We start from the raw sequence: 17610 nt of genomic DNA, 5'->3' as shown, positions 1-17610 counted from the left end.
ACGGGATACAGCCACAGCTCCAAGCCCAGCAGGCACTTCACCAAGATTCACCCCGACGAGCCGAAGTCAGTAAGGATGGGATCTCGCTCCCGTGACTACCAGGACCAGGGGTGCGGCAGGTGGAGCGCGACCGCGACGCCGTTCCTGGTGACCTGTTCGGACCAGGCTGTGCGGTAGGGACGGCAGATGCCCGCCCGGCTCTGCGGCGACCTGAATCCGACGGCGACTTGCGCGGCCAACCGGGGGGTCGCGGCGCGCGCCGCGGACCCGGCGGGTCGCTCGGGCTGCTACTGCTGGGCCGGGCCGGGCGTCGCCCGTCCCGGTCGTCCCGGCCGTTCCCGAGCACACCAGGAGCCACGTACATGCCGACCAGTGCCCGCGCCCGCGCCCGAGCCCGCCGAAGCCGCCTCCGCACCGGGCTGTCCGCCACCGTCCTGACCGCCGCCGCGCTCGGAGGGCTGCTGCAGCCCGCGCAGGCGGCCGGTGACCCGGGCCCGGGCGACGGCCGCCCGCAGCACGACAAGCGCCTCCAACTGCAGCTCGACGGGCTGGTCGCCCAGGAGGACGGCCCTCCCGGGGTCATCGCCATGCTCACCCGGGGCGACCGTACGGAGGTGTACACGGCCGGCGTAGGCGACATCGCCACCGGCCGCCCACCGCACCCCGACGACCACATGCGCATCGCCAGCATCGCCAAGGCGTTCAGCGGAGCCGTGGCCCTCCGGCTCGTCGACCAGGGCCTGCTCTCCCTCGACGACACCATCGGCGAGCGCCTGCCCGGCCAGCCCGAGGCCTGGCACGCGGTGACGCTGCGCCAGCTCCTCCAGCACACGAGCGGCCTGCCGGACTACTCGGCCGACCCCGGGTTCCTGGAGATCCTCACCGCCGACCCGCGCCACGTGTTCGACCCGCGCACCCTCCTCGACTTCGTGGCCGACGAGCCGCTGCGCTTCGCCCCCGGCTCCCTGTACGAGTACTCCAACTCGGACAACATCGCCGTCGCGCTCATGGCCGAGGCCGTCACCGACCGCCGCTACGAGGACCTCCTCAAGGAGCTCGTGTACCGCCCGCTGGGGCTGCGCCGCACCAGCCTGCCCCTGGGCTACCGGCTCCCGCAGCCGTACCTGCACGGCTACGACGTCGAGCCGCCGGCCGAACCGGAGGACATCAGCGAGGCTGTGGGCGCCTCCGGTGTCTGGGCCTCCGGAGGCATCGTCTCCACCCCCAGGGAACTGGGCACCTTCATCCGCGCCTACGGCGGTCCCGCCCTGCTGTCGCCGCAGACCCGCAAGGAGCAGCTGACCTTCCGTCCCGGCGACTCCTCGGAGCCGGCCGGCCCCGGCACCAACGCCGCCGGACTGGCGATCTTCCAGTACACCACCCGCTGCGGAGTGCTTTACGGCCACACCGGGAACTTCCCCGGATACACCCAGCTCGCCGCCACCACACCCGACGGCACCCGGTCGCTGACCTTCTCGATCAACACCCAGACCAGCAAGGGCAACAAGCCCGCGCTGCTGGCCCGACTGCGCACCGTTCAGGAGAACTTCGTCTGCGCCCTCCTCAAGGGGCACTGAGCCGCAGCGACGACTCCGGTTGCCGCGACGCCGGTTGCAGCGGGGCGGCGGGGCGGCGGGGCGGCGGGGCCGCGGGGCCGCGTGGCGGCGGGGCGGCGGGGCCGCGGGGCCGCGTGGCGGCGTGGCGCGAAAACGATCACGCTCGTCCGCGCCGCCGCCCGCGATCCCTATGCTGACGCCATGCTGCTCGACATACCTCTTTCAGCGCTGGAAGTCGCGATGGTGCAAACGGGCACCCGAGCCGCGGACACCCTGCGGGACACCACGGCCTTCGCCCAAGGACTGGAGAATCTCGGCTACCACCGCATCTGGTACGCGGAGCATCACCACTCTCCCGCGATCGGCGCGTTCCCACCCGTCGTACTGACGGCGCACGCGGCCGCGTCGACCTCGGCCATCCGGCTCGGTTCGGGCGGCGTGCTGGCCCCCAACCACGCCCCCATCACACTGGCGGAGCAGTTCGGCACGCTGGCCGCCCTGCACGAGGACCGCATCGACCTGGGCATCGGCCGTGGTCCCGGCACGTTCGACGAAGCCACCGCGCGGGCGCTGCGCCGCGGCGCAGGCCCGGCGACGGATGCCGAGTACCGGGACGACGTGGCCGCGATCCTGTCGTTCCTGGTGAACGAGGTGGCACTGGGTCCGCTGCCGGAGCCGTGGCTGCTGGCCTCCAGCCCCGCAGGGGCCGCGCTCGCCGCGGAACTCGGCCTGCCGGTCGCGGTCGCTCACCACATCCGGCCGGACAACACCCTTGCGGCTCTGGAGCGTTACCGGTCGGCGTTCTCCCCGTCCCGCTGGTGCGAGCGGCCCCGGGTGCTGCTGTGCGTGGAGGCCGTGTGCGCGGAGACGGAGGAGGAAGCCGTCCGGCTTGCGGGGCCGATGAACGTCGTCAAGGCCGGCCTCCTGAAGGGGGAGAGCCAGACGCCGTTCCCGACCCAGGCGCAGGCGGCCGGCCACCCCTTCACGGAGCAGGAGCGGCAGGCGCTGGCGGGCTTCCGCGCTCAGCAGGCCGTCGGATCGCCCGGGACAGTCGTGCAGCGGCTCGCGCACCTGGCCGCCGAGACCGGGGCGGACGAGCTGATGCTGGCCACCCCCGTCTACGACCTCGGCGACCGCATCGCCTCGTACGCGCTCATCAGGAAGCACTGCGGAGCCGCGACGGCACCGTAGGCAGACCGGCCGGCCGGGGGCCGACGCTGCGGGCCGCCGCGCGGCGTCGCGGCCTCGCGGCGTCGGCGGGCCGTGACACTGCTCACAGGCGGCGCGGCACCGCGGAAGCGGCCACAACCGTTGGCGCTAGGAGGTCGTCGGCCTCTCGCCGGGGGACCCGTGTGCACTGAACCACACAAAACGGGCCATTTGGTCGAGGGAGGGGTCCGAACGGATGACCTAGCCTGGACCGACCAGCGAGATCCGGGGGCTGAGGGCAAAGGAAGAGCACGTCCATGCGCATCACCACCACTTCCGCACGTCGTCGACGGGCGGGGTACGTCGCTGCGGCCGCCCTCCTCGGCCTCCTGGCGGCAGCCGGCACTCCCGCGTACGCCGCCACGGACGGCTCGGCGGGCCGCGCCCCGGACGCGCCCCCCGGCGGCCACTCCGCACCGGCCGGAACCGCAGGCGCCGCCCAGGGTGCCGCCCGGAGCGCCTCCGGGGTCCCGCTGGGGATCTCCCGGCTGGCGCAGGGCGCGGGCCGCCAGGTCGCGATCACCATCGACGACGGCCCGGACCCCCGCTGGACGCCCCAGGTCCTGGAGACGCTGCGGAAGAACCACGTCAAGGCCACTTTCTGCATGATCGGAACCAAGGCGCAGAAGTACCCGGAGCTGGCGCGTGCGGTCGCCGCCGACGGGCACCAGCTGTGCGACCACTCCGTCGACCACGACGTCACGATGGACCACAAGCCCGTCGCCTACCAGCGGCAGCAGATCCTCGACGGCAAGGCCATGATCGAGAAGGCCGTTCCCGGGGTCCCCGTCACGTACTACCGCGCGCCGGGCGGAGCCTTCACCCCTGACAGCCGCGCCATCGCCGCCGCGAGCGGCATGCGCCCGCTGGGCTGGAGCGTCGATCCCAGGGACTGGAGCAGGCCGGGCCTGGAAGCCATCCTCTCCACCGTGGAGGGCAAGCTCCCCCAGCAGCCCACGGTCCTCTTCCACGACGGGGGCGGCGACCGCAGCGAGACCGTCGCCGCACTGAAGGAGTACCTGCCCTGGCTCAAGAAGCAGGGCTACGGCTTCTCCTTCCCGGCCCGCACCACTCCGTAGCACCCGGTCCCGGCCGGCCTCTCCGCTATGCGGCGGGGAGGCGGAAACCGCTGAAGAGGTCGTCCATGCCGCGCAGGGTCAGACGGGCCGGGGTGACACGGACCGCGATATCACGGACGGCTGCCACGACCGGATTGCGCACGACGCCCAGACGTCCGGCGCGGCGGGCCCGGAGACGCACGGCGTCGGTGCGGTCGCGGCGGGCGGCGGTGTACGCGGCGAGGGCGGCCGGAACGGCGGCGTCGCCGCTGTCCCCGCCGTCGTTGCTGTCCCCGCTGTCGCCGCGCTCTCCGGCGGGCAGCAGATGGGCGAGGACCACGGCGTCCTCGATGGCCTGGCAGCCGCCCTGGCCGAGGTTGGGGGCCATGGCGTGGGCCGCGTCGCCCAGCCAGGCGATCCGGCCGTGGTGCAGGTACGGGAGCGGGGCGGCCAGATCGTAGAGGTCGTTCCGCAGGACATCGGCGGCGTCGAGGCGCCCGACGCGGTCCAGCAGGGCCGGAACGGGGTCGTGCCACGCGCCGAAGCGCTGCCGCAGTTCGGTGCGCGGGTCGGCGAAGCGGGTGTCCGGCGGGACGACCGCGGTGGCGTAGAGGTAGTACCGGCCGTCCACGAGCGGGGTCACCCCGAACCGCTGCCCCCGCCCCCACGTCTCGCTCATGGCCGGTATCCGCAGGTCCGGGGCGTCCACGATGGTCCGCCAGGCCGTCTCACCGAGGTAGTGCAGTCCGGGGTGCGCGGGGAAGTGCGCGCGGCGCAGCGGACTGTGGATCCCGTCGGCAGCGACGACCAGATCGGCGGGAAGGTCCGGGCCCGCCGCCGTGCGGACGGCCGGACGGCGGCCCTCGGCATCGTCGACGCCGGTCACCTCGGTGCCGTAACGCAGGGCCGATGGCGGCAGAGCGGCGGCGAGGGTGGCGGTCAGAGCCGGGCGCGGGACGGCGAGGGGCGCCATGCCGTAGCGGGCCGCCATGTCCGCGGTGCCCGCCCGGGTGAGCCACCGGCCGTCGGGACGGCGCACGCCCATCGTCGCGGGTACGGCGCCGCCGATCGCGCGGGAGACATCGACGCCGACGGCATCGAGCGCGCGCAGGGCGTTGGGGGCGAGGCCGATTCCGGCGCCGGTGACGGGGGGTTCGGGGGCGCGCTCGCAGACGGTGACGCGCCAGCCCCGGCGGTGCAGGGCGACGGCGGTCGTGAGACCGCCGATTCCGGCTCCGACCACCACCGCATGACGGTTCGTCATGGCCGACCTCTCCGTTCGGGGCCCGGTGACACCCCACTCTAGAGCGGTCGTATGACGGAGTACGCGCCCGTCCCGGACGTCCGCGCACCCACCCGCACCCACCCGCACCCACCCGGGTCCACCCGCGTCCACCTCAGCCGCCGCACGGCAGCCGCCGTGAGGTCAGCTCGTGGTATTGGCCTCCGCGTCGGCGAAGAACGCGTCGGCGACGGCGCGGGCACGGTCCATGTCGGTGAGCGGCTCACCGAGGATTCGCCCGGCCAGCTCGGTCGCCAGCCCGAGGACGTGCTCGCGGAGCTCTGCCTCGGCGATCACGCGATCGGCCTCCAGTTGCACGGTGGCCGCGGCGATCATGTCCTCGCGCGCCTTTTGCCCCTCCGAGCGAACGGCGGCGACGAGGGCGAGGCCCTCTTCGTGTGCGGCCTGGCGGATCTGAGCGGCCTCGTGACGAGCGGCGCTCAACTCCGCCTGGTACTCGGCCCGCACGCGCTGCGCCTCCACCTGGACTGCCTCGGCCCGCTCGAACGTGCCTCCAGTGGCCTCTTCCCGCTCGGCGAGGGTCTTGTCGATCCTCGGAAGGAGGACCTTGGCTAGAACGGCGAAGACGGCGAAGAAGGTGATGAGGCCGACTATGAGCTCGATGAGATTCGGTTTCAGGGGTCCCATGATCGAATCGTAGCGGCGCATTCTGGGTCCCGCTTCGAAATATGGTGACCCCGTGGCCCGAAATCGCCTGTCGCATAGCCGGTGTGAGTTGACGTCAGGTACTGAGGCGTGTGGCAGGTCGTGCGGGAGCGCGCCGAGCGTCAGACGGAACTCGCTCGGAACCCCCTGAGGGCGCCTGCGGTCCCCTGATAGCAGCCGTCGACGAAAGGAAACCCCATGAACACCGCCGCCCCGTACGCCACTCCCTCGGCCGGAGGCGGACAGCCGGCTCGTCTCGGCCGCCGACGCCGGAAGGGGGCGACGCCGGCCGTCGTCGTCCTCTTCTTCACGGCTCTGCTCGGCTGCGACGCCGCCTGAGGCGAACCGGGCGGCACGCCTTCGGCGTCCTACCTGGAGACGCCCCGCGCCCTGCAGGGAAAGGAACCCAATCAAAGCACGAAGGAATTTCACACATTCCTGCTGGGGAACGAGGCCACCAAAGATCTCACGACAATCTTCTTCGATGTGGTCGTGCAGGGCTCCGACTCCACATTGGACGTACAGATCGTCACCGGGCTGGACCGTGAGCTTCGTGGCCCGGACTCCCCGGACAAGGAGAAAGCAGAGCGGCTGGCCACGGCATTCACCGCCTGGCGTGCCGAACATTTCCAGGACCACGGCAGTGTCACGATCCGCAACCCTGCAATCGAGGCGATAGCCAAGACCACCTGGTGAACGCCCACCCGGCGTACGGAAGGGGAGCGGCCGGGCTCTGGTGGGGCCCCTGAGAGGTCATCGCATTTGGCGAGTCTGCGGTAGCAGATGAGGGTGCAGGCGATGCTGGTGAGGGCGAGGAAATGCTCGGCTTTGCGCTCGTAGCGGCGGTGGAGGCGGCAGCCGGCGAGCCAGGTCATGGTGCGTTCGATGGTCCAGCGGTCGCGGCCGAGTCGCTGAGTCCGGCTCTCACCGCTCGGCACGAGGCGTGTGCGGGCCCTCGGCGTGAAGCCCGGATCGGCGTGACGTTGAGAGCCGGAAGGCGTGGGGAGCCACGACAGCGGCTCCCTCATCACGTCGCCATCGCCGCGGCCCGGCTGCACCAACGGGGTATCGGTGGTTCAGTGGAATCAGGGGAAACCTGTATCCACATACCGCAAGCCGAGGAGGTCGGGCGATGTCTGAATTCAGGCTGGGCGATCGAATCGATGAGAGCACGGAATTCGTCAACATTCCACCCCCTGTGGTCTTCAAGACCCAGCCGACCGGTTACGTTCGGCTGAAGAGCCCCGAGGAACTCCGGGCGTGGGAAGAGGCAGTGCGCCTGACCACGGGCCTTGAGATAGTTGCCGACAGTCTCGCAGGCCACGTCTGCGAATCTGGCTGCGAAGTCAACCTCACATCTCGCAGCGATATGTGTGACTTGGCATGATTCTGGCCGTCTCCTACCGTGAGGACTTGCATGCGGTCGCGGTACAGCATGCGGTGCGCAGCCGAGGTCATGACTTTCACATCGTGGAGTGCGACACCATCGGTGGACGAGCGGCTCTCTCGTGGCATTCGCACGGAGCCGGGAAGAGCCATGCCCCGGGAAGGGCGACCCTGGTGACGTCCGAGGGGGCGACCGTGGATCCGGAGGAGGCGAGCCGTCTGTGGTGGCGGCGAGCCAGGGCCGATCAGGAGATCAGCGAGAGGGTGAGCAGTGCCCACCAGCGCAGTCTGATCAACAACGACTGCCGTGGCGCGCTCGCCGGCGTCCTCGCCGCCGCCTTCCACGGGGATTGGATTTCATCCCCTGAAGCAACCGACCGGTCCTCGGACAAGGTGTATCAACTGGAGGTAGCAAGGGAGGCAGGGTTCCGGGTGCCGCAGACCCTGGTCTCGCAGTCACGTGAGGATGTCATCGCCTTTACCCAGGAAGTCGGACGAGCCATTGTCAAACCCGTGGTCGGCGCCCGTGGACCTTCGCTCTACACAAGCTGGGTTGATGGACCGGAGTCGATCCCTGAAGGGTCGTTCGAGGTCTGCCCCGCCACCTACCAGGAGTACATCGAGGGCAATCGACACGTCAGGCTCAACTGTTTCGGTGACCACATGTACGGGGCGCTCATCGCGACAGAAGCGCTTGACTGGCGCCCCGACCTCAATGTACCCATTTCGGCTTGGCCCGTTCCCGAGTACGTGAGCAGGCAGGTCGAAGAAGTGTTGCGCCGCCTGGGGCTTCGCATGGGTGTGGTGGATCTGAAACTCACACCGGAGGGCGAGCCGGTATGGCTTGAAGTGAACCCACAGGGCCAGTTCCTGTTCCTGGAACCACTAACCGGCCAGCCACTGACCGAGCTCTTCGCCGATTTTCTGCTGTCTGCGGCGGCTTACTGATCGTTTCAGAATGAGTTGAGCAGTGGGCCTTGTGCTCGGTGGCGGCTTCCTTGCGGCGGCGGTCGCGGACCTGGGGCTGCCAGCGTGCGCACACGGCGGCGTCGATGCGGTCGGTGATCGCCTTGGGCGGGGTTTTGCGTTCCCCGGTGCGGTAGCGCTCGATGGAGCGCTGGCTGACGCCGAGCTCGGCGGCCACGGCGTTGGTGGTCTTCAGCTTGCCCATCAGGAAGTTGATGCGCCCTTTCAGGGTCTCGGGTGGCTCCCGTGTGAACGTCTCGCGGCCCGCGCGCTCCAGAGCGTCGTCGATGTCCCCCACGGCTTCTATTCTCCTTCGTCCGTGACGGCGTCGCCGCCCTTGATGTGGCGGGCCGGGATCAGGCCCTTCTCCATGAGGTCGACGGCCCACGCCATTTCCTGGACCCCTTCGACCTTCGCGAGGCCCGGCGTCGTCCCGAGGCGGAAGGAGCCGGGGAGCGGCTTGCCGGAGGTGGTGTAGGGCAGGAAGTCGAGCGGGGAGGGCCCGGGGCTGGCGTAGACGACGCAGTCGGAGAGGACGCCGAGCGGGTACTGGCCGGTGGCCTTGGAGGTGTTGGCCATCTTGCGGTGCATATTGACCCGGGCCTTGGCAATGACCGCGGCGCGGATGTCGGGCCGCCAGATCGGCCGCTCCGGCCGGGTCAGCGGCGCCAGCCCACGGCGGGCCACACCGCAAAACCTTTGTACAGGCGCCGATCCAACGCATAGGTTCACACCACGACCACGACGTGTAGCTCAGTAGCAGAGCGCCGGGCTTCCTACCCGGAGGGCGCAGGGGCAGAACCTGCCACGTCGGCCATGAACACAGACGCTGACCAGCAGCTCCCGAACCGGTCCGCTTCGAAGGCCACGGCCGAACCCGTGCCTGAGGCCGTACCGGTGTCCGTGTCCCCCTCCTACGCCGCGGGCCGGCTGGCCCAGGCCCTGCGGACCTCCGTCCTCCACGAGGACACCGCCACGCGCGAGCGAGCCCGCTCCCGGGCCCAGCAGTGGCGCCAGGTCCTGTCCGGCATCAGCTCGGGTTCCCTCACCATCGGATCGCGCACCCCGGTGGCGGCCCTGCCCGCCTGGGTGACCCCGGAGGTGGTCACCGGCGGCTTCGCCACCGGCTCCGCGACGGCCGGCGGACCGCTGCTGCCGTACGAAGAAGAGGCCGCCCGGCTGGCCGGCGTACCGGCGACCCGGTCGGAGCTCTTCGACCACTTCCTCACCGAGGACGGCCTGGTCCGCCTGTGGTCCCTGCTGGACAGCGGGCACTACGAGGTCCGCGTGCCGGAGGAGGCCGCGCTGGCCACCGTTGCCTGGCTGGTGCGCGCCGGGGACTTCGACGCCGCCGCCGAACTCGTCACCGTACTGCGGCCGTTCGCCGACCGGTTGCGCTTCCTGCCGCGCCCCACCGCTCGGCCGCAGCCCGGGGCGGGCGCCGTGCACCGGCGGACCGTCGGCGAGGCCGGCGCCGCGCTCGCCCGCCGTCGGCCCAACGCGGCCGTGGAGACCCAGCGGGAGGCCCTCACCGTCTGGGCGCCCTTCGAGGACGACCTGCTCGCCCACCGGCTGGAGGCCGGTTCGGGTACGCCCGGCCCGCGCTGGCAGGCGGATGGCGCCGCCCTGCTGGCACGCTACGGGTCCCTCGCCGCCGCGCACACCCGCTGCACCAAGCACCTGGACCCGAAGTCGAACGCCGCCATCCTGCGCCGGGCCCTGGAAGAGGAGCTCGCGGGCCGCATCCTGGCGCCCCGGCTCGCCGGACTGCTGCGGGTGGCCGTCACCTCGATGGTCGCCAAGCGCGGCGGGCCCGGCTCTCCCGGGCACACCCGGTTGCGCCGGATCCAGGCCGATCAGGCGGCCTTGCCCTCGCACCACGCGCTGGCCGTGCTGGTGCTGCGCCGCATCTCCAGGCTCGACCAGGCCACTGGAACGGCCGACGTGGACACGCCGCTGGCCCCGGTGAGCGAGAGGGAGGCCCTGGAGACCGGCTTGCCGGTGGGCGCGGCCGTGCCACCGGCGATCGGGAACTCCATCCGCGCCGCGCTCAGCGCCCCGCTGGAGGAGCTGGTGGCGCGCGGAGTGGTGCCGTCCGCCGAGGTACTCGCGGAGCTCGTGCCGCAGCTCGTCGCCGCCGTCACCGCCGACCAGTACGCCGACAAGCCGCTGCGGAACCTGATGGCGGGCACCTATCGTGCCTTCCGGAGTCGACGCTCCCTGCTGCTGCTGAACCTCCAGCACCAGGTCCGGATCGAGGAACTCCCGTGGCTGCGGGCGGTCTCAGCGCACCGGAACGCCGACGCGGGCGCCCACGAGCAGGCCGAGGAGGCACTGCGCCGGCTCGGCGAGCTGGCCGTGTCCGCCTTTCCTGCGACCGTGCTGCCCAATCCGCTGGTCCGGGAGCTGTCACAGCTGGGCCGACAGGCCGAGCTGGGCACGCCGTTCGTGGAGGAGCTCGCCGCCGACATCTTCATGGGGACCTTCAGCCCGAAGTTCCTCGTGGCCGCACGGATCGCCGCCGACCTCCTTGAAGGGAGCCTGTACGAGCGGTACTACGACATCGACTACGCGCGGCTGCGCCGGATGGCGGTCGCGCAGGCCGCCGACACCGCGCACCGCGGCCGGCCGGCCCGCAGCGCCGAGGCGTTCGCGGAGCTGTGCGCCGAGCGTGCCGGGACCAACGGGCTGAGCTGGCGGCCGGCCGTGAACGGCAAGGTGATCGAGCAGGCCCAGATCCTCACGACCCACAACCTGGCCACCCTGGCCGCCCGGGTAAGGATCGCCCCGCCGGCGGGCTGGGCGGCACTGGCCCGGGACTGCTTCGACACGGTGTGCCGCCTGGTGAACCGGATGGCGGGCAACCCGATGCTGTCCACCATCAAGGACACCGCCTACGCATGGCGACAGATGCTGTTCCACCTCTCCCTGTGCGAGGAGGCGGAGCGGGCGGCCGTACTGGCGTGGATCGATGCGGACATCGCGCGCCGGCCACCGCTCGTCCAGGCCCGGCTGGCCCCGGCCCTCGCCGGGCTGCGCCTGGTGGCGGGGGGCGCCTCCTTCGGAGCGGACGGCACGGGCGAGCGCGGCCGCGCCCGCCGACTGCTCGGGTGGAGCACCGACGGGCACTGGATGCGCGCCGACGAGGTGCTGAAGTAGAGCTCCCATTTTGTCCGGTGCTCATGCGGCCGGGCTCGTTGCCCGCGCGCCGAGGTCTTCGCGGTGTGCGCGTGCGGATGGCGCAGCGCGGCTCAGTACCCCGTGGACTGGGCGACGGTCGGCGACCGGCCCCTCTACGAAGCGGACGTCGACCTCACCGGAGCGCTCGCGGACTGGACCGCGCACCTGTCCGTCATCCGCGATGCCGCCGTGCCGCTGCCCGAACGGCTGGCCGCGCTCCTGGTCGAGATGGCCGAGCAGCTGACCACCACGGCCGCGGACGCGCCGTTGGCCGCGCTGCGCGCCGCGGGTGTGCTGGAGCGGATCGCCGCCCGGGTGGGCCGTCAGGCCGCTTGTAGCCTGTGCGACGACGGTATGCCGGCCGAAGCGGTTGCCACCGCGCTCGGGACCACCCGCGCCAAGGCCCTGGTCCTGCTCCTGACCGCGCAGGACAGCCAACAGCACGCACCCCAGCGTCCGCCTTGTTGCCAGGAGTGGGGCGTGGGATGGGGTGAAGGTCGTAGAAGAGAACGCGGAGGTCTCTGGTCTGTTGCAGCAGGCGAAGCCGCCGACTGATCATGCGGCTCGTCGCCGTGCTCTGCCGGCCTGCGGCTCGGCAGGCGTGTGAATGCGGAGCGTGTCGGCCCGCGGACCTTGATCACCCCGGTCTACGGTGGATCCGAGGTCCGGCGCCGCGTCATCCCGAGCGAGCGTCCCGGGCGCGATCGTCGAGGCCGTCGGGGCAGCCGCCCCGTTCGCCTTCACCTGCGAGGAGCGGCACATGAATCCGACACCAAGGACGACCGGCAGCATCCGCAACGCCCACGCCGTATGAGCTCGGCGGCACATGCGATCTGAGCTGCCACGGGGCCCGGGAGGTAATCGGCCGTGACCGGACCGAACCCGTCCGACACGGACCGTAGGAGCCCGCGTGAGCCGGAGCCGAGATCTGCTGTCCGCACGGAGAGCCGCTGGCCGATGGCCGCAGCGGTCATCGCTTCGGCGGTGCTCACCCTGCTTCTGCCCGACGACCTGCGTCTCGGACCCCGATGGGCGCTTCCCCTTGCCGAAGGCCTCCTGCTGGTGGCGCTGATCTCGGGAGACCCCGGGCGGATCAGCCGCCGCTCCACCGTCCTGCGCTCGGTGGCGATCGCCCTGGTCGTCGTGCTCGTGGGCAGCGCCGTCTGGTCGACCGTCCAACTAATCGACGATCTCATCCACGGCGGGCACGAGACCAACTCCGCCAACGCCCTCCTGCTGGCCGGCGGCAGCGTCTGGTCCTCCACCGTTCTCGCCTTCTCCCTGCTCTACTTCGAACTCGACAGCGGCGGGCCGGCCGCCCGGGCCCACCACATGCCCCCCACTCCGGCGCTCGCCTTTCCCCAACATCTCAGCCCCGAACTGAACGCCTCGCACTGGCGCCCCCACTACGTCGACTACCTCTACCTCGGGTTCACCAATTCCACCGCGCTGAGCCCCACCGACGTCATGCCGCTCGCCCCCTGGGCCAAGAGCGTCATGACCCTCCAGTCCATCCTCTCCCTCATGATCCTCGGACTCGTCGTCGCCAGGGCCGTGAACGTCCTCGCCTGAGACGGTCCGGCGGCGGGCGTCCGGCCACAGGCTGCCGGGCGATCCGGAAGCCGCGTCCCGTCACAGCCATGGCCGGGGGTCTTCCGGGTGCCCTTGCGGTAGCGCTCCACCGGGCACCGGCTCACCGACGTCCATGCCATGCCCTGCCCTGCTCGCCGCCCGGCTCGGCGACGAGACCACGGCTGTCGCCGCCCAGGACGCAGCCCGCGCGGAGCTCCCCGCGACCCTGCCCCGGTTCGCGACCCAACCTGTGGCTGACGCGGGTGACCAACCCGCAGGGCATGACCTGGGACTATGCCTACGACCCGGCAGGCCGGCTGATCGCGGAGACGGACTTCGACGGCCGCTTGCTGAGCTACGACTACGATCGGTCGGGCCGTCTGGCGTCCCGGGTGAACGGCCTGGGTGAGCAGATCGACTTCGCCTACAACTCCCTCGGTCAGGTGATCCGAAAACAAGTCGAAGGCAAAGGCGTCACGACCTTCGAGTACGACATCTTCGACGAACTCGTGGTGGCTGCCGGCCCGGACGCCGGACTGGAACGCATTCGGGACCGCTACGGTCGCCTGCGGTCCGAGATGGTCAACGGCCGGACGCTGACATACGGGTATGACGAACTGGGCCGCAGGGTGGGGAGGACGACGCCCGGCGGTGCTCGACAGAGTGAACCTCTGCCGAGAGCTCTCGGTGAACGGACCTGCTGGTGAGACAGGCATCTGCCCGCATAATCATGTCCACGATTACCGCGGCGTCCGGCTCCAGCAGCCTGTGCGCCCGGCGGGTGATCCGGCCCCAGCTGGGGCAGAGGGTGATCTCGTCGGCGTCCGGGCCGACGACCAGGTCCGCGGCGAGCGCACCGCGAACGGTCTCCTGGGTCGGGGCGCCGCCGACCCGCTCCAAGTCCAGCTCCCGCGACGCTCACCCGGCTGGCAACCGTCCAGCTGTACCTGGTCGTCCTCCGGGGTATGCCGCAGCCGAATCCCGCACCCCTCCCGACTCCGCCTGCCTGGCCGCACTGTGCTTACGGCAGCAGCCCGCAGGACCCCGTCGGCTGCCGTGGCATTCACACTTGCCGTACTTGCCGTACTTGCCGTCGCCGATCGAGGACGCCCGCGTGCAGCGGCGACTCCAGGCCGCGACCATCGAGGCCGCCGCCCTCCGCCGGGGCCGCCGAGCGTGCCCAGCGCTCCGGAGCGGCAGTCCTGGTGCCTCGGACTGCACCGCTCCGGACGACGGCTTGATCATGCGATGGCCTGCGGCACCAACGTTGCTGGTGGCACGATGAGTTGGGACGAAAGGTGGGGGTTCGTGCGGGGTGACAGGCGGCAGATTCAGACGGCGGTGCTGGGCGGTGCGGATTCGGAGGAGCCGCTGATGCTGCCGCTGGAGGCGATCGAGCTGGACGCGTTCCGTCAGCGGCACGAGAACGACACGTTCTGGTGCGGGCTGCTGCTCGGCGGCTGCGGCGTCCAGCTGACGACGAAGCTCTACACCGACAGGGTCTGCCACTTCGCTCACCGCCCCGGTCCGGACGGAATGCCGCACTGCGGGCGCAGCGCCCGGGGCGTGGCCAGCGCCGACCACCTGTATGTGAAGTCCGCGGCCGCTGCTTGGCTGCGCGGCCGTGGCGTGCAGGCCGACTTCGATTTCGCCCGGCCGATCGGTTCGGTTCTGGACATCCGGTTCAAGTCCAGGGGGCTGCGTGTGCACCTGGATGGGACGGTGGCACCCGTGTGGGATGAGGACGGCAGTGAGCCGGTGCTGGGGGCATCGGTGCCGGTGGATCAGGACACGCTGATCAGCCGCTGGTACGTCCACCGGATCCGTCTGGACAGCGAAGGCACCAGCCGTCGGGTCCGTATCGGCACCGAGGCGTTCGCGCGGGACGTCGAGTGGTTCGCGCTGGACGAGTGCGAGATGACCGAGCGCGGGCTGTCCACGCCAGCGGTGGAGCGGATCGTTCGTTCCCGCGGTACCCGCCCCAGCTCTACATGGGCGGCGGGAAGGAGCGGCCGGAAGGTCCCGGGCGGGCAGGCGCGTGCGCAGCTGCTGCTTCGTAAGCTGGCCGACGCCCGCAGGGTGGAGTCCGTGGTCCTCGTTACCCAGGTGGCCCGTGAGATATCGGCGATGACCGACGTTGCGGGTGAGATCCGAAGTCAGCTGACGGCTGCGGTCACGGATGCTGAGCGTTGGCTTGCAGGTCAGACAGCGGTGAGGAGGGAGTTGTTCGCCCGTCTGGAGGGGGCCGTTGCCTCACGGAACCCGGAGGAGGCAGGCCAGTTCCTGGTGCGTGTAAACGCCGTGGCGGGTCATGACCGCAGCGCGGCCGAGAATGCCGTTGCGGACGCGGCGGCCGTATTCCTGGCGGCCCTGGCGCAGCAGCGGCAGGCCGACGCGGCAGCCGTGAGGGCCGAGCAGGAGGGCCTTCAGGCTCAGAAAGCCGCGGAGCGGGTACGGAAACTGCTGGCCGATCTGCAGCAGAATGAGGCCAACCAGTCGCGGCAGACAAGGCGCAGGCTGGTGAACGAGCTCGTACACGCGGCGGCCGTGGCCGGTGATCGGATTGACGCCGCCCAGCTGTGGAAGATCGACTACTGGAAGACTAAGGCGGACGCCGGCAAGCCGCCGGTCCAGAGCGCTCGGGCGACACCGGTGCCGGCTCCGCGTACACCCCGGCCAAAGCAGAACGTGCCGCTGCACGAGCAACTGAGCCGCGGCCTGTGGCTCAGCAAACCCTGCCCCGTCTGCGACGCCGCCAGGGGCATGAAGTGCCTCAACGACGATGCCGCGAGAAACAAGGGCCCGTGGCAGATCCCCCATGACGAGCGACTTCGGCTCATCATCAGCGAGCGGAACTCCCGAGCCGCAGAGAACAAACGCGCCGAACGGCCGGAGGGGCGTTCGCGGCGATCGCAGACAAGTTCGCCGTCCCCGCGTGTCACGGGCATCGCCTGTCCTACCTGCGGGGCCCAACCCGGCTCACGTTGCACAACACCGGACAGCCACCCGCACCACCCCCGTGTGGCGCAGTTCCGACGCCGGTTCTCTTCCCGCTGACCGCATCGTCGAACGCTGACAGAAAGGAACGTCCACGTGAGCCAGCACGCCATCGCGTACGTACACAGCAGGAACATCGCCGACGAGACGGCCCGGCGGGTGTTCCTGGCCGTGGCCGAGCAGAGCAAGGGGGAGGGCGACATCCTCGGCCTGAACCTGTGGGACGCCGACATCCCCGTGCTCGCCCAGCGGGCCGGCCTCGACGCGGACGACTTCCGCCGCCAGCTGCGCACGCTCAAGCAGCATGTGCGGATGGACGTCCTCGAGCACTCCGACGGCCTGTGGGAGATCGTCTACGGGCCGACGTACACCCAGCCGCCCCGGCCCCAGCCGGTGACCCCGGACGCGTTCCGGGCCGGTCCGCAGGCATTCTGGATGCCGGGCTGGGACCACTACAGCACCTGGGGCTACGACGAAGGACTGGACTGCCTGTACGCCCAGCTCTTCGCGAACCAAGACGACCCCGATGCCGCGCCCCGCATCTGGATCACCCCGCCCAGGTACCAGGTCCGCACCGTCGACGAACTTGCGGCAGCCATCACCGAGGCCCTCACCCCGTACGTACCGGTGCCGGTGCCGGCCGAAGTCATCAAGTCCTGGCTGACCACCCCGCCACGCTGAGCGGGCGAAGGCGCCTTCCCCTGGCTCGTGCGCCCTGCCCGCCGGATCCCACCAGCGAGGCGCGTCATCTGGTGCGCTCAGGCCGTTCGTCGGGACGGACGTGGATGCGGCAGCCGTCGGTCCGGCTGCGCTGTACGCCGGACCGGTCCCGGCGGTCAGTGCCTTGCCAGGCGGTGCTGCCGATGCCGTCAGGGTAGCCGCGTCGTATCCGTACGGCGCGCGGCCCCATCCTTCCCAGTCCAGGATGTGGGGGCCGCGGGTGACGTTGCCGTAGTGGAGGTCTCCGTGGGCGGTGCTCCAGGCGACGTCCTCGACCTGGTGGCCGGTGTACTCGGGGGATGACGCGGCGCAGGTACTCCTCCCGTACGGCCTCGCGGTCCGTCGGCGGCGGGACGTCGGCGAGTACGTCCAGGGCCGCCAGCATCTCCTCCCACCACGTTTCGGGCAGGCCCGGGTTCTCGTCGAGGACGGGGCGTGGGGAGACGATCGGGTCGGGTGCGACGGCGTACAGCTCGGCCCGGTAGGCGTAGCCGTCGGTGGTCCAGTCCCGGATGCGGAACAGGTCGGGGCGCGGCACCGAGGCGGGGAGGGTGCGGGAGGTGGAAGGGCCGTTCCACAGCTTGCCGCCCTCGGTGCCGGCCTCGGCGCAGACCACGCGAAGCCAGTGCGGGCCGGCGGCCGAGGAGAGGGTGCGGCCTCGGTACCCCCACACCCGGCGGCCGGTGGCGCGCAGGCCGAACTGGTCGGCGGCGTGCTGCTGGGCAGCCAGCATCCGGTCGACGGGATGGGCCGTGGCACCCGGACCTTGGCCATGACGTGTTCGAAGTCGGGTGCGTCGTCGGCCTGCCCGGGTGTGAGGACGAAGCACAGTGGGCGGCAGCGGCCGTCGACGGCCAGGTGGATCTTGGTCGTCAGACCGCCGCGGGACCGGCCGAGGGCATGGTCGCCGGGCTCGTTGGCCGGGCCCCGTTACCGTCTTCGTGGCCTCGCAATGAGGCTCCCGGCCTTCGGCCCCGGTATGACTTGAGCCCCCAGTCGAGATGATCGAAAAGGTGGT

The 17610-nt window shown here is 71.0% G+C and carries 16 protein-coding genes, 1 tRNA gene and 4 pseudogenes; 14 read left to right on the top strand and 7 right to left on the bottom strand.

Going from position 1 to position 17610, the window contains the following annotated elements; all coding sequences use genetic code 11:
- Window positions 1–362: 362 nt before the first annotated feature.
- The 3 genes from ACZ4YL_RS36555 to ACZ4YL_RS36545 all read left to right on the top strand — a co-directional run bounded on the left by ACZ4YL_RS36555 (window position 363) and on the right by ACZ4YL_RS36545 (window position 3844).
- Complete coding sequence (locus ACZ4YL_RS36555; RefSeq protein WP_468122361.1) at window positions 363–1577, top strand: serine hydrolase domain-containing protein; 1215 nt, start codon at window positions 363–365, stop codon at window positions 1575–1577.
- A gap of 183 nt (window positions 1578–1760) precedes the next feature.
- Window positions 1761–2747, top strand: coding sequence for an MsnO8 family LLM class oxidoreductase (locus tag ACZ4YL_RS36550; protein ID WP_468122512.1), 987 nt, complete (start codon window positions 1761–1763; stop codon window positions 2745–2747).
- A 275-nt stretch (window positions 2748–3022) separates the two neighbouring features.
- A complete protein-coding gene (locus tag ACZ4YL_RS36545) occupies window positions 3023–3844 on the top strand; it encodes a polysaccharide deacetylase family protein (protein ID WP_468122360.1) in 822 nt (273 codons plus the stop codon).
- 25 nt (window positions 3845–3869) lie between these two features.
- Here the strand turns inward: ACZ4YL_RS36545 and ACZ4YL_RS36540 are convergent, their stop codons facing one another.
- Window positions 3870–5087, bottom strand: a complete 1218-nt coding sequence (locus tag ACZ4YL_RS36540) for an FAD-dependent oxidoreductase (protein ID WP_468122359.1) — start codon at window positions 5085–5087, stop codon at window positions 3870–3872.
- Window positions 5088–5249: 162 nt separating this feature from the next.
- The gene (locus ACZ4YL_RS36535; RefSeq protein ID WP_468122357.1) at window positions 5250–5753 is read right to left on the bottom strand and encodes a F0F1 ATP synthase subunit B family protein; all 504 of its coding nucleotides are present in this window, start codon (window positions 5751–5753) and stop codon (window positions 5250–5252) included.
- 216 nt (window positions 5754–5969) lie between these two features.
- On the opposite strand from ACZ4YL_RS36535, the gene ACZ4YL_RS36530 reads away from it, so the two are divergent.
- Both ACZ4YL_RS36530 and ACZ4YL_RS36525 read left to right on the top strand, forming a co-directional pair.
- Window positions 5970–6110 (top strand): hypothetical protein, encoded by a 141-nt coding sequence (locus tag ACZ4YL_RS36530; protein WP_468122355.1) that lies wholly within the window; start codon window positions 5970–5972, stop codon window positions 6108–6110.
- Window positions 6111–6263: 153 nt separating this feature from the next.
- A complete protein-coding gene (locus tag ACZ4YL_RS36525; RefSeq protein WP_468122524.1) occupies window positions 6264–6467 on the top strand; it encodes a hypothetical protein in 204 nt (67 codons plus the stop codon).
- A 71-nt stretch (window positions 6468–6538) separates the two neighbouring features.
- Here ACZ4YL_RS36525 and ACZ4YL_RS36520 read toward each other — a convergent pair.
- Window positions 6539–6682 (bottom strand): annotated as a pseudogene (locus ACZ4YL_RS36520) (IS5/IS1182 family transposase); the annotation flags it as partial.
- Between the two features lie 221 nt (window positions 6683–6903).
- Here ACZ4YL_RS36520 and ACZ4YL_RS36515 point away from each other — a divergent pair.
- The gene (locus ACZ4YL_RS36515) at window positions 6904–7158 is read left to right on the top strand and encodes a hypothetical protein (RefSeq protein WP_468122354.1); all 255 of its coding nucleotides are present in this window, start codon (window positions 6904–6906) and stop codon (window positions 7156–7158) included.
- Between the two features lie 194 nt (window positions 7159–7352).
- Window positions 7353–8105: an ATP-grasp domain-containing protein gene (locus tag ACZ4YL_RS36510; RefSeq protein ID WP_468122510.1), complete on the top strand. Its 753-nt coding sequence runs from the start codon at window positions 7353–7355 to the stop codon at window positions 8103–8105.
- 4 nt (window positions 8106–8109) lie between these two features.
- Here the strand turns inward: ACZ4YL_RS36510 and tpg are convergent.
- Together tpg and ACZ4YL_RS36500 are read right to left on the bottom strand one after the other, a co-directional pair.
- Window positions 8110–8421: pseudogene (tpg, locus tag ACZ4YL_RS36505) on the bottom strand (telomere-protecting terminal protein Tpg); the annotation flags it as partial.
- A gap of 5 nt (window positions 8422–8426) precedes the next feature.
- Window positions 8427–8774: pseudogene (locus ACZ4YL_RS36500) on the bottom strand (telomere-associated protein Tap); the annotation flags it as partial.
- 91 nt (window positions 8775–8865) lie between these two features.
- Between ACZ4YL_RS36500 and ACZ4YL_RS36495 the strand changes: the two are divergent.
- From ACZ4YL_RS36495 to ACZ4YL_RS36465, 7 genes are all read left to right on the top strand, one after another.
- Window positions 8866–8940, top strand: a tRNA-Gly gene (locus ACZ4YL_RS36495).
- Window positions 8940–11282 (top strand): hypothetical protein, encoded by a 2343-nt coding sequence (locus ACZ4YL_RS36490; RefSeq protein ID WP_468122352.1) that lies wholly within the window; start codon window positions 8940–8942, stop codon window positions 11280–11282. The genes ACZ4YL_RS36495 and ACZ4YL_RS36490 overlap by 1 nt, the downstream gene beginning before the upstream one ends.
- A 102-nt stretch (window positions 11283–11384) precedes the next feature.
- Entirely contained in the window at window positions 11385–11858 is a 474-nt protein-coding gene (locus ACZ4YL_RS36485; protein ID WP_468122350.1) for a hypothetical protein, read from the top strand.
- A 402-nt stretch (window positions 11859–12260) separates the two neighbouring features.
- Complete coding sequence (locus ACZ4YL_RS36480) at window positions 12261–12875, top strand: hypothetical protein (protein ID WP_468122349.1); 615 nt, start codon at window positions 12261–12263, stop codon at window positions 12873–12875.
- Between the two features lie 263 nt (window positions 12876–13138).
- Window positions 13139–13582, top strand: coding sequence for a hypothetical protein (locus tag ACZ4YL_RS36475; protein ID WP_468122348.1), 444 nt, complete (start codon window positions 13139–13141; stop codon window positions 13580–13582).
- 541 nt (window positions 13583–14123) lie between these two features.
- Window positions 14124–15932 (top strand): zinc finger domain-containing protein, encoded by a 1809-nt coding sequence (locus ACZ4YL_RS36470; RefSeq protein WP_468122347.1) that lies wholly within the window; start codon window positions 14124–14126, stop codon window positions 15930–15932.
- Between the two features lie 36 nt (window positions 15933–15968).
- Complete coding sequence (locus ACZ4YL_RS36465; RefSeq protein ID WP_468122345.1) at window positions 15969–16553, top strand: hypothetical protein; 585 nt, start codon at window positions 15969–15971, stop codon at window positions 16551–16553.
- A gap of 64 nt (window positions 16554–16617) precedes the next feature.
- Here the strand turns inward: ACZ4YL_RS36465 and ACZ4YL_RS36460 are convergent, their stop codons facing one another.
- On the bottom strand, window positions 16618–17325 hold the full coding sequence (locus ACZ4YL_RS36460; protein WP_468122344.1) for a hypothetical protein: 708 nt from the start codon (window positions 17323–17325) through the stop codon (window positions 16618–16620).
- A gap of 56 nt (window positions 17326–17381) precedes the next feature.
- Window positions 17382–17504, bottom strand: a pseudogene (locus ACZ4YL_RS36455) (IS5/IS1182 family transposase); the annotation flags it as partial.
- Window positions 17505–17610: the final 106 nt, after the last annotated feature.

It is taken from the genome of Streptomyces sp. NPDC030021, from assembly GCF_055574035.1.
This window is presented reverse-complemented; position numbering and strand designations above follow the sequence as displayed.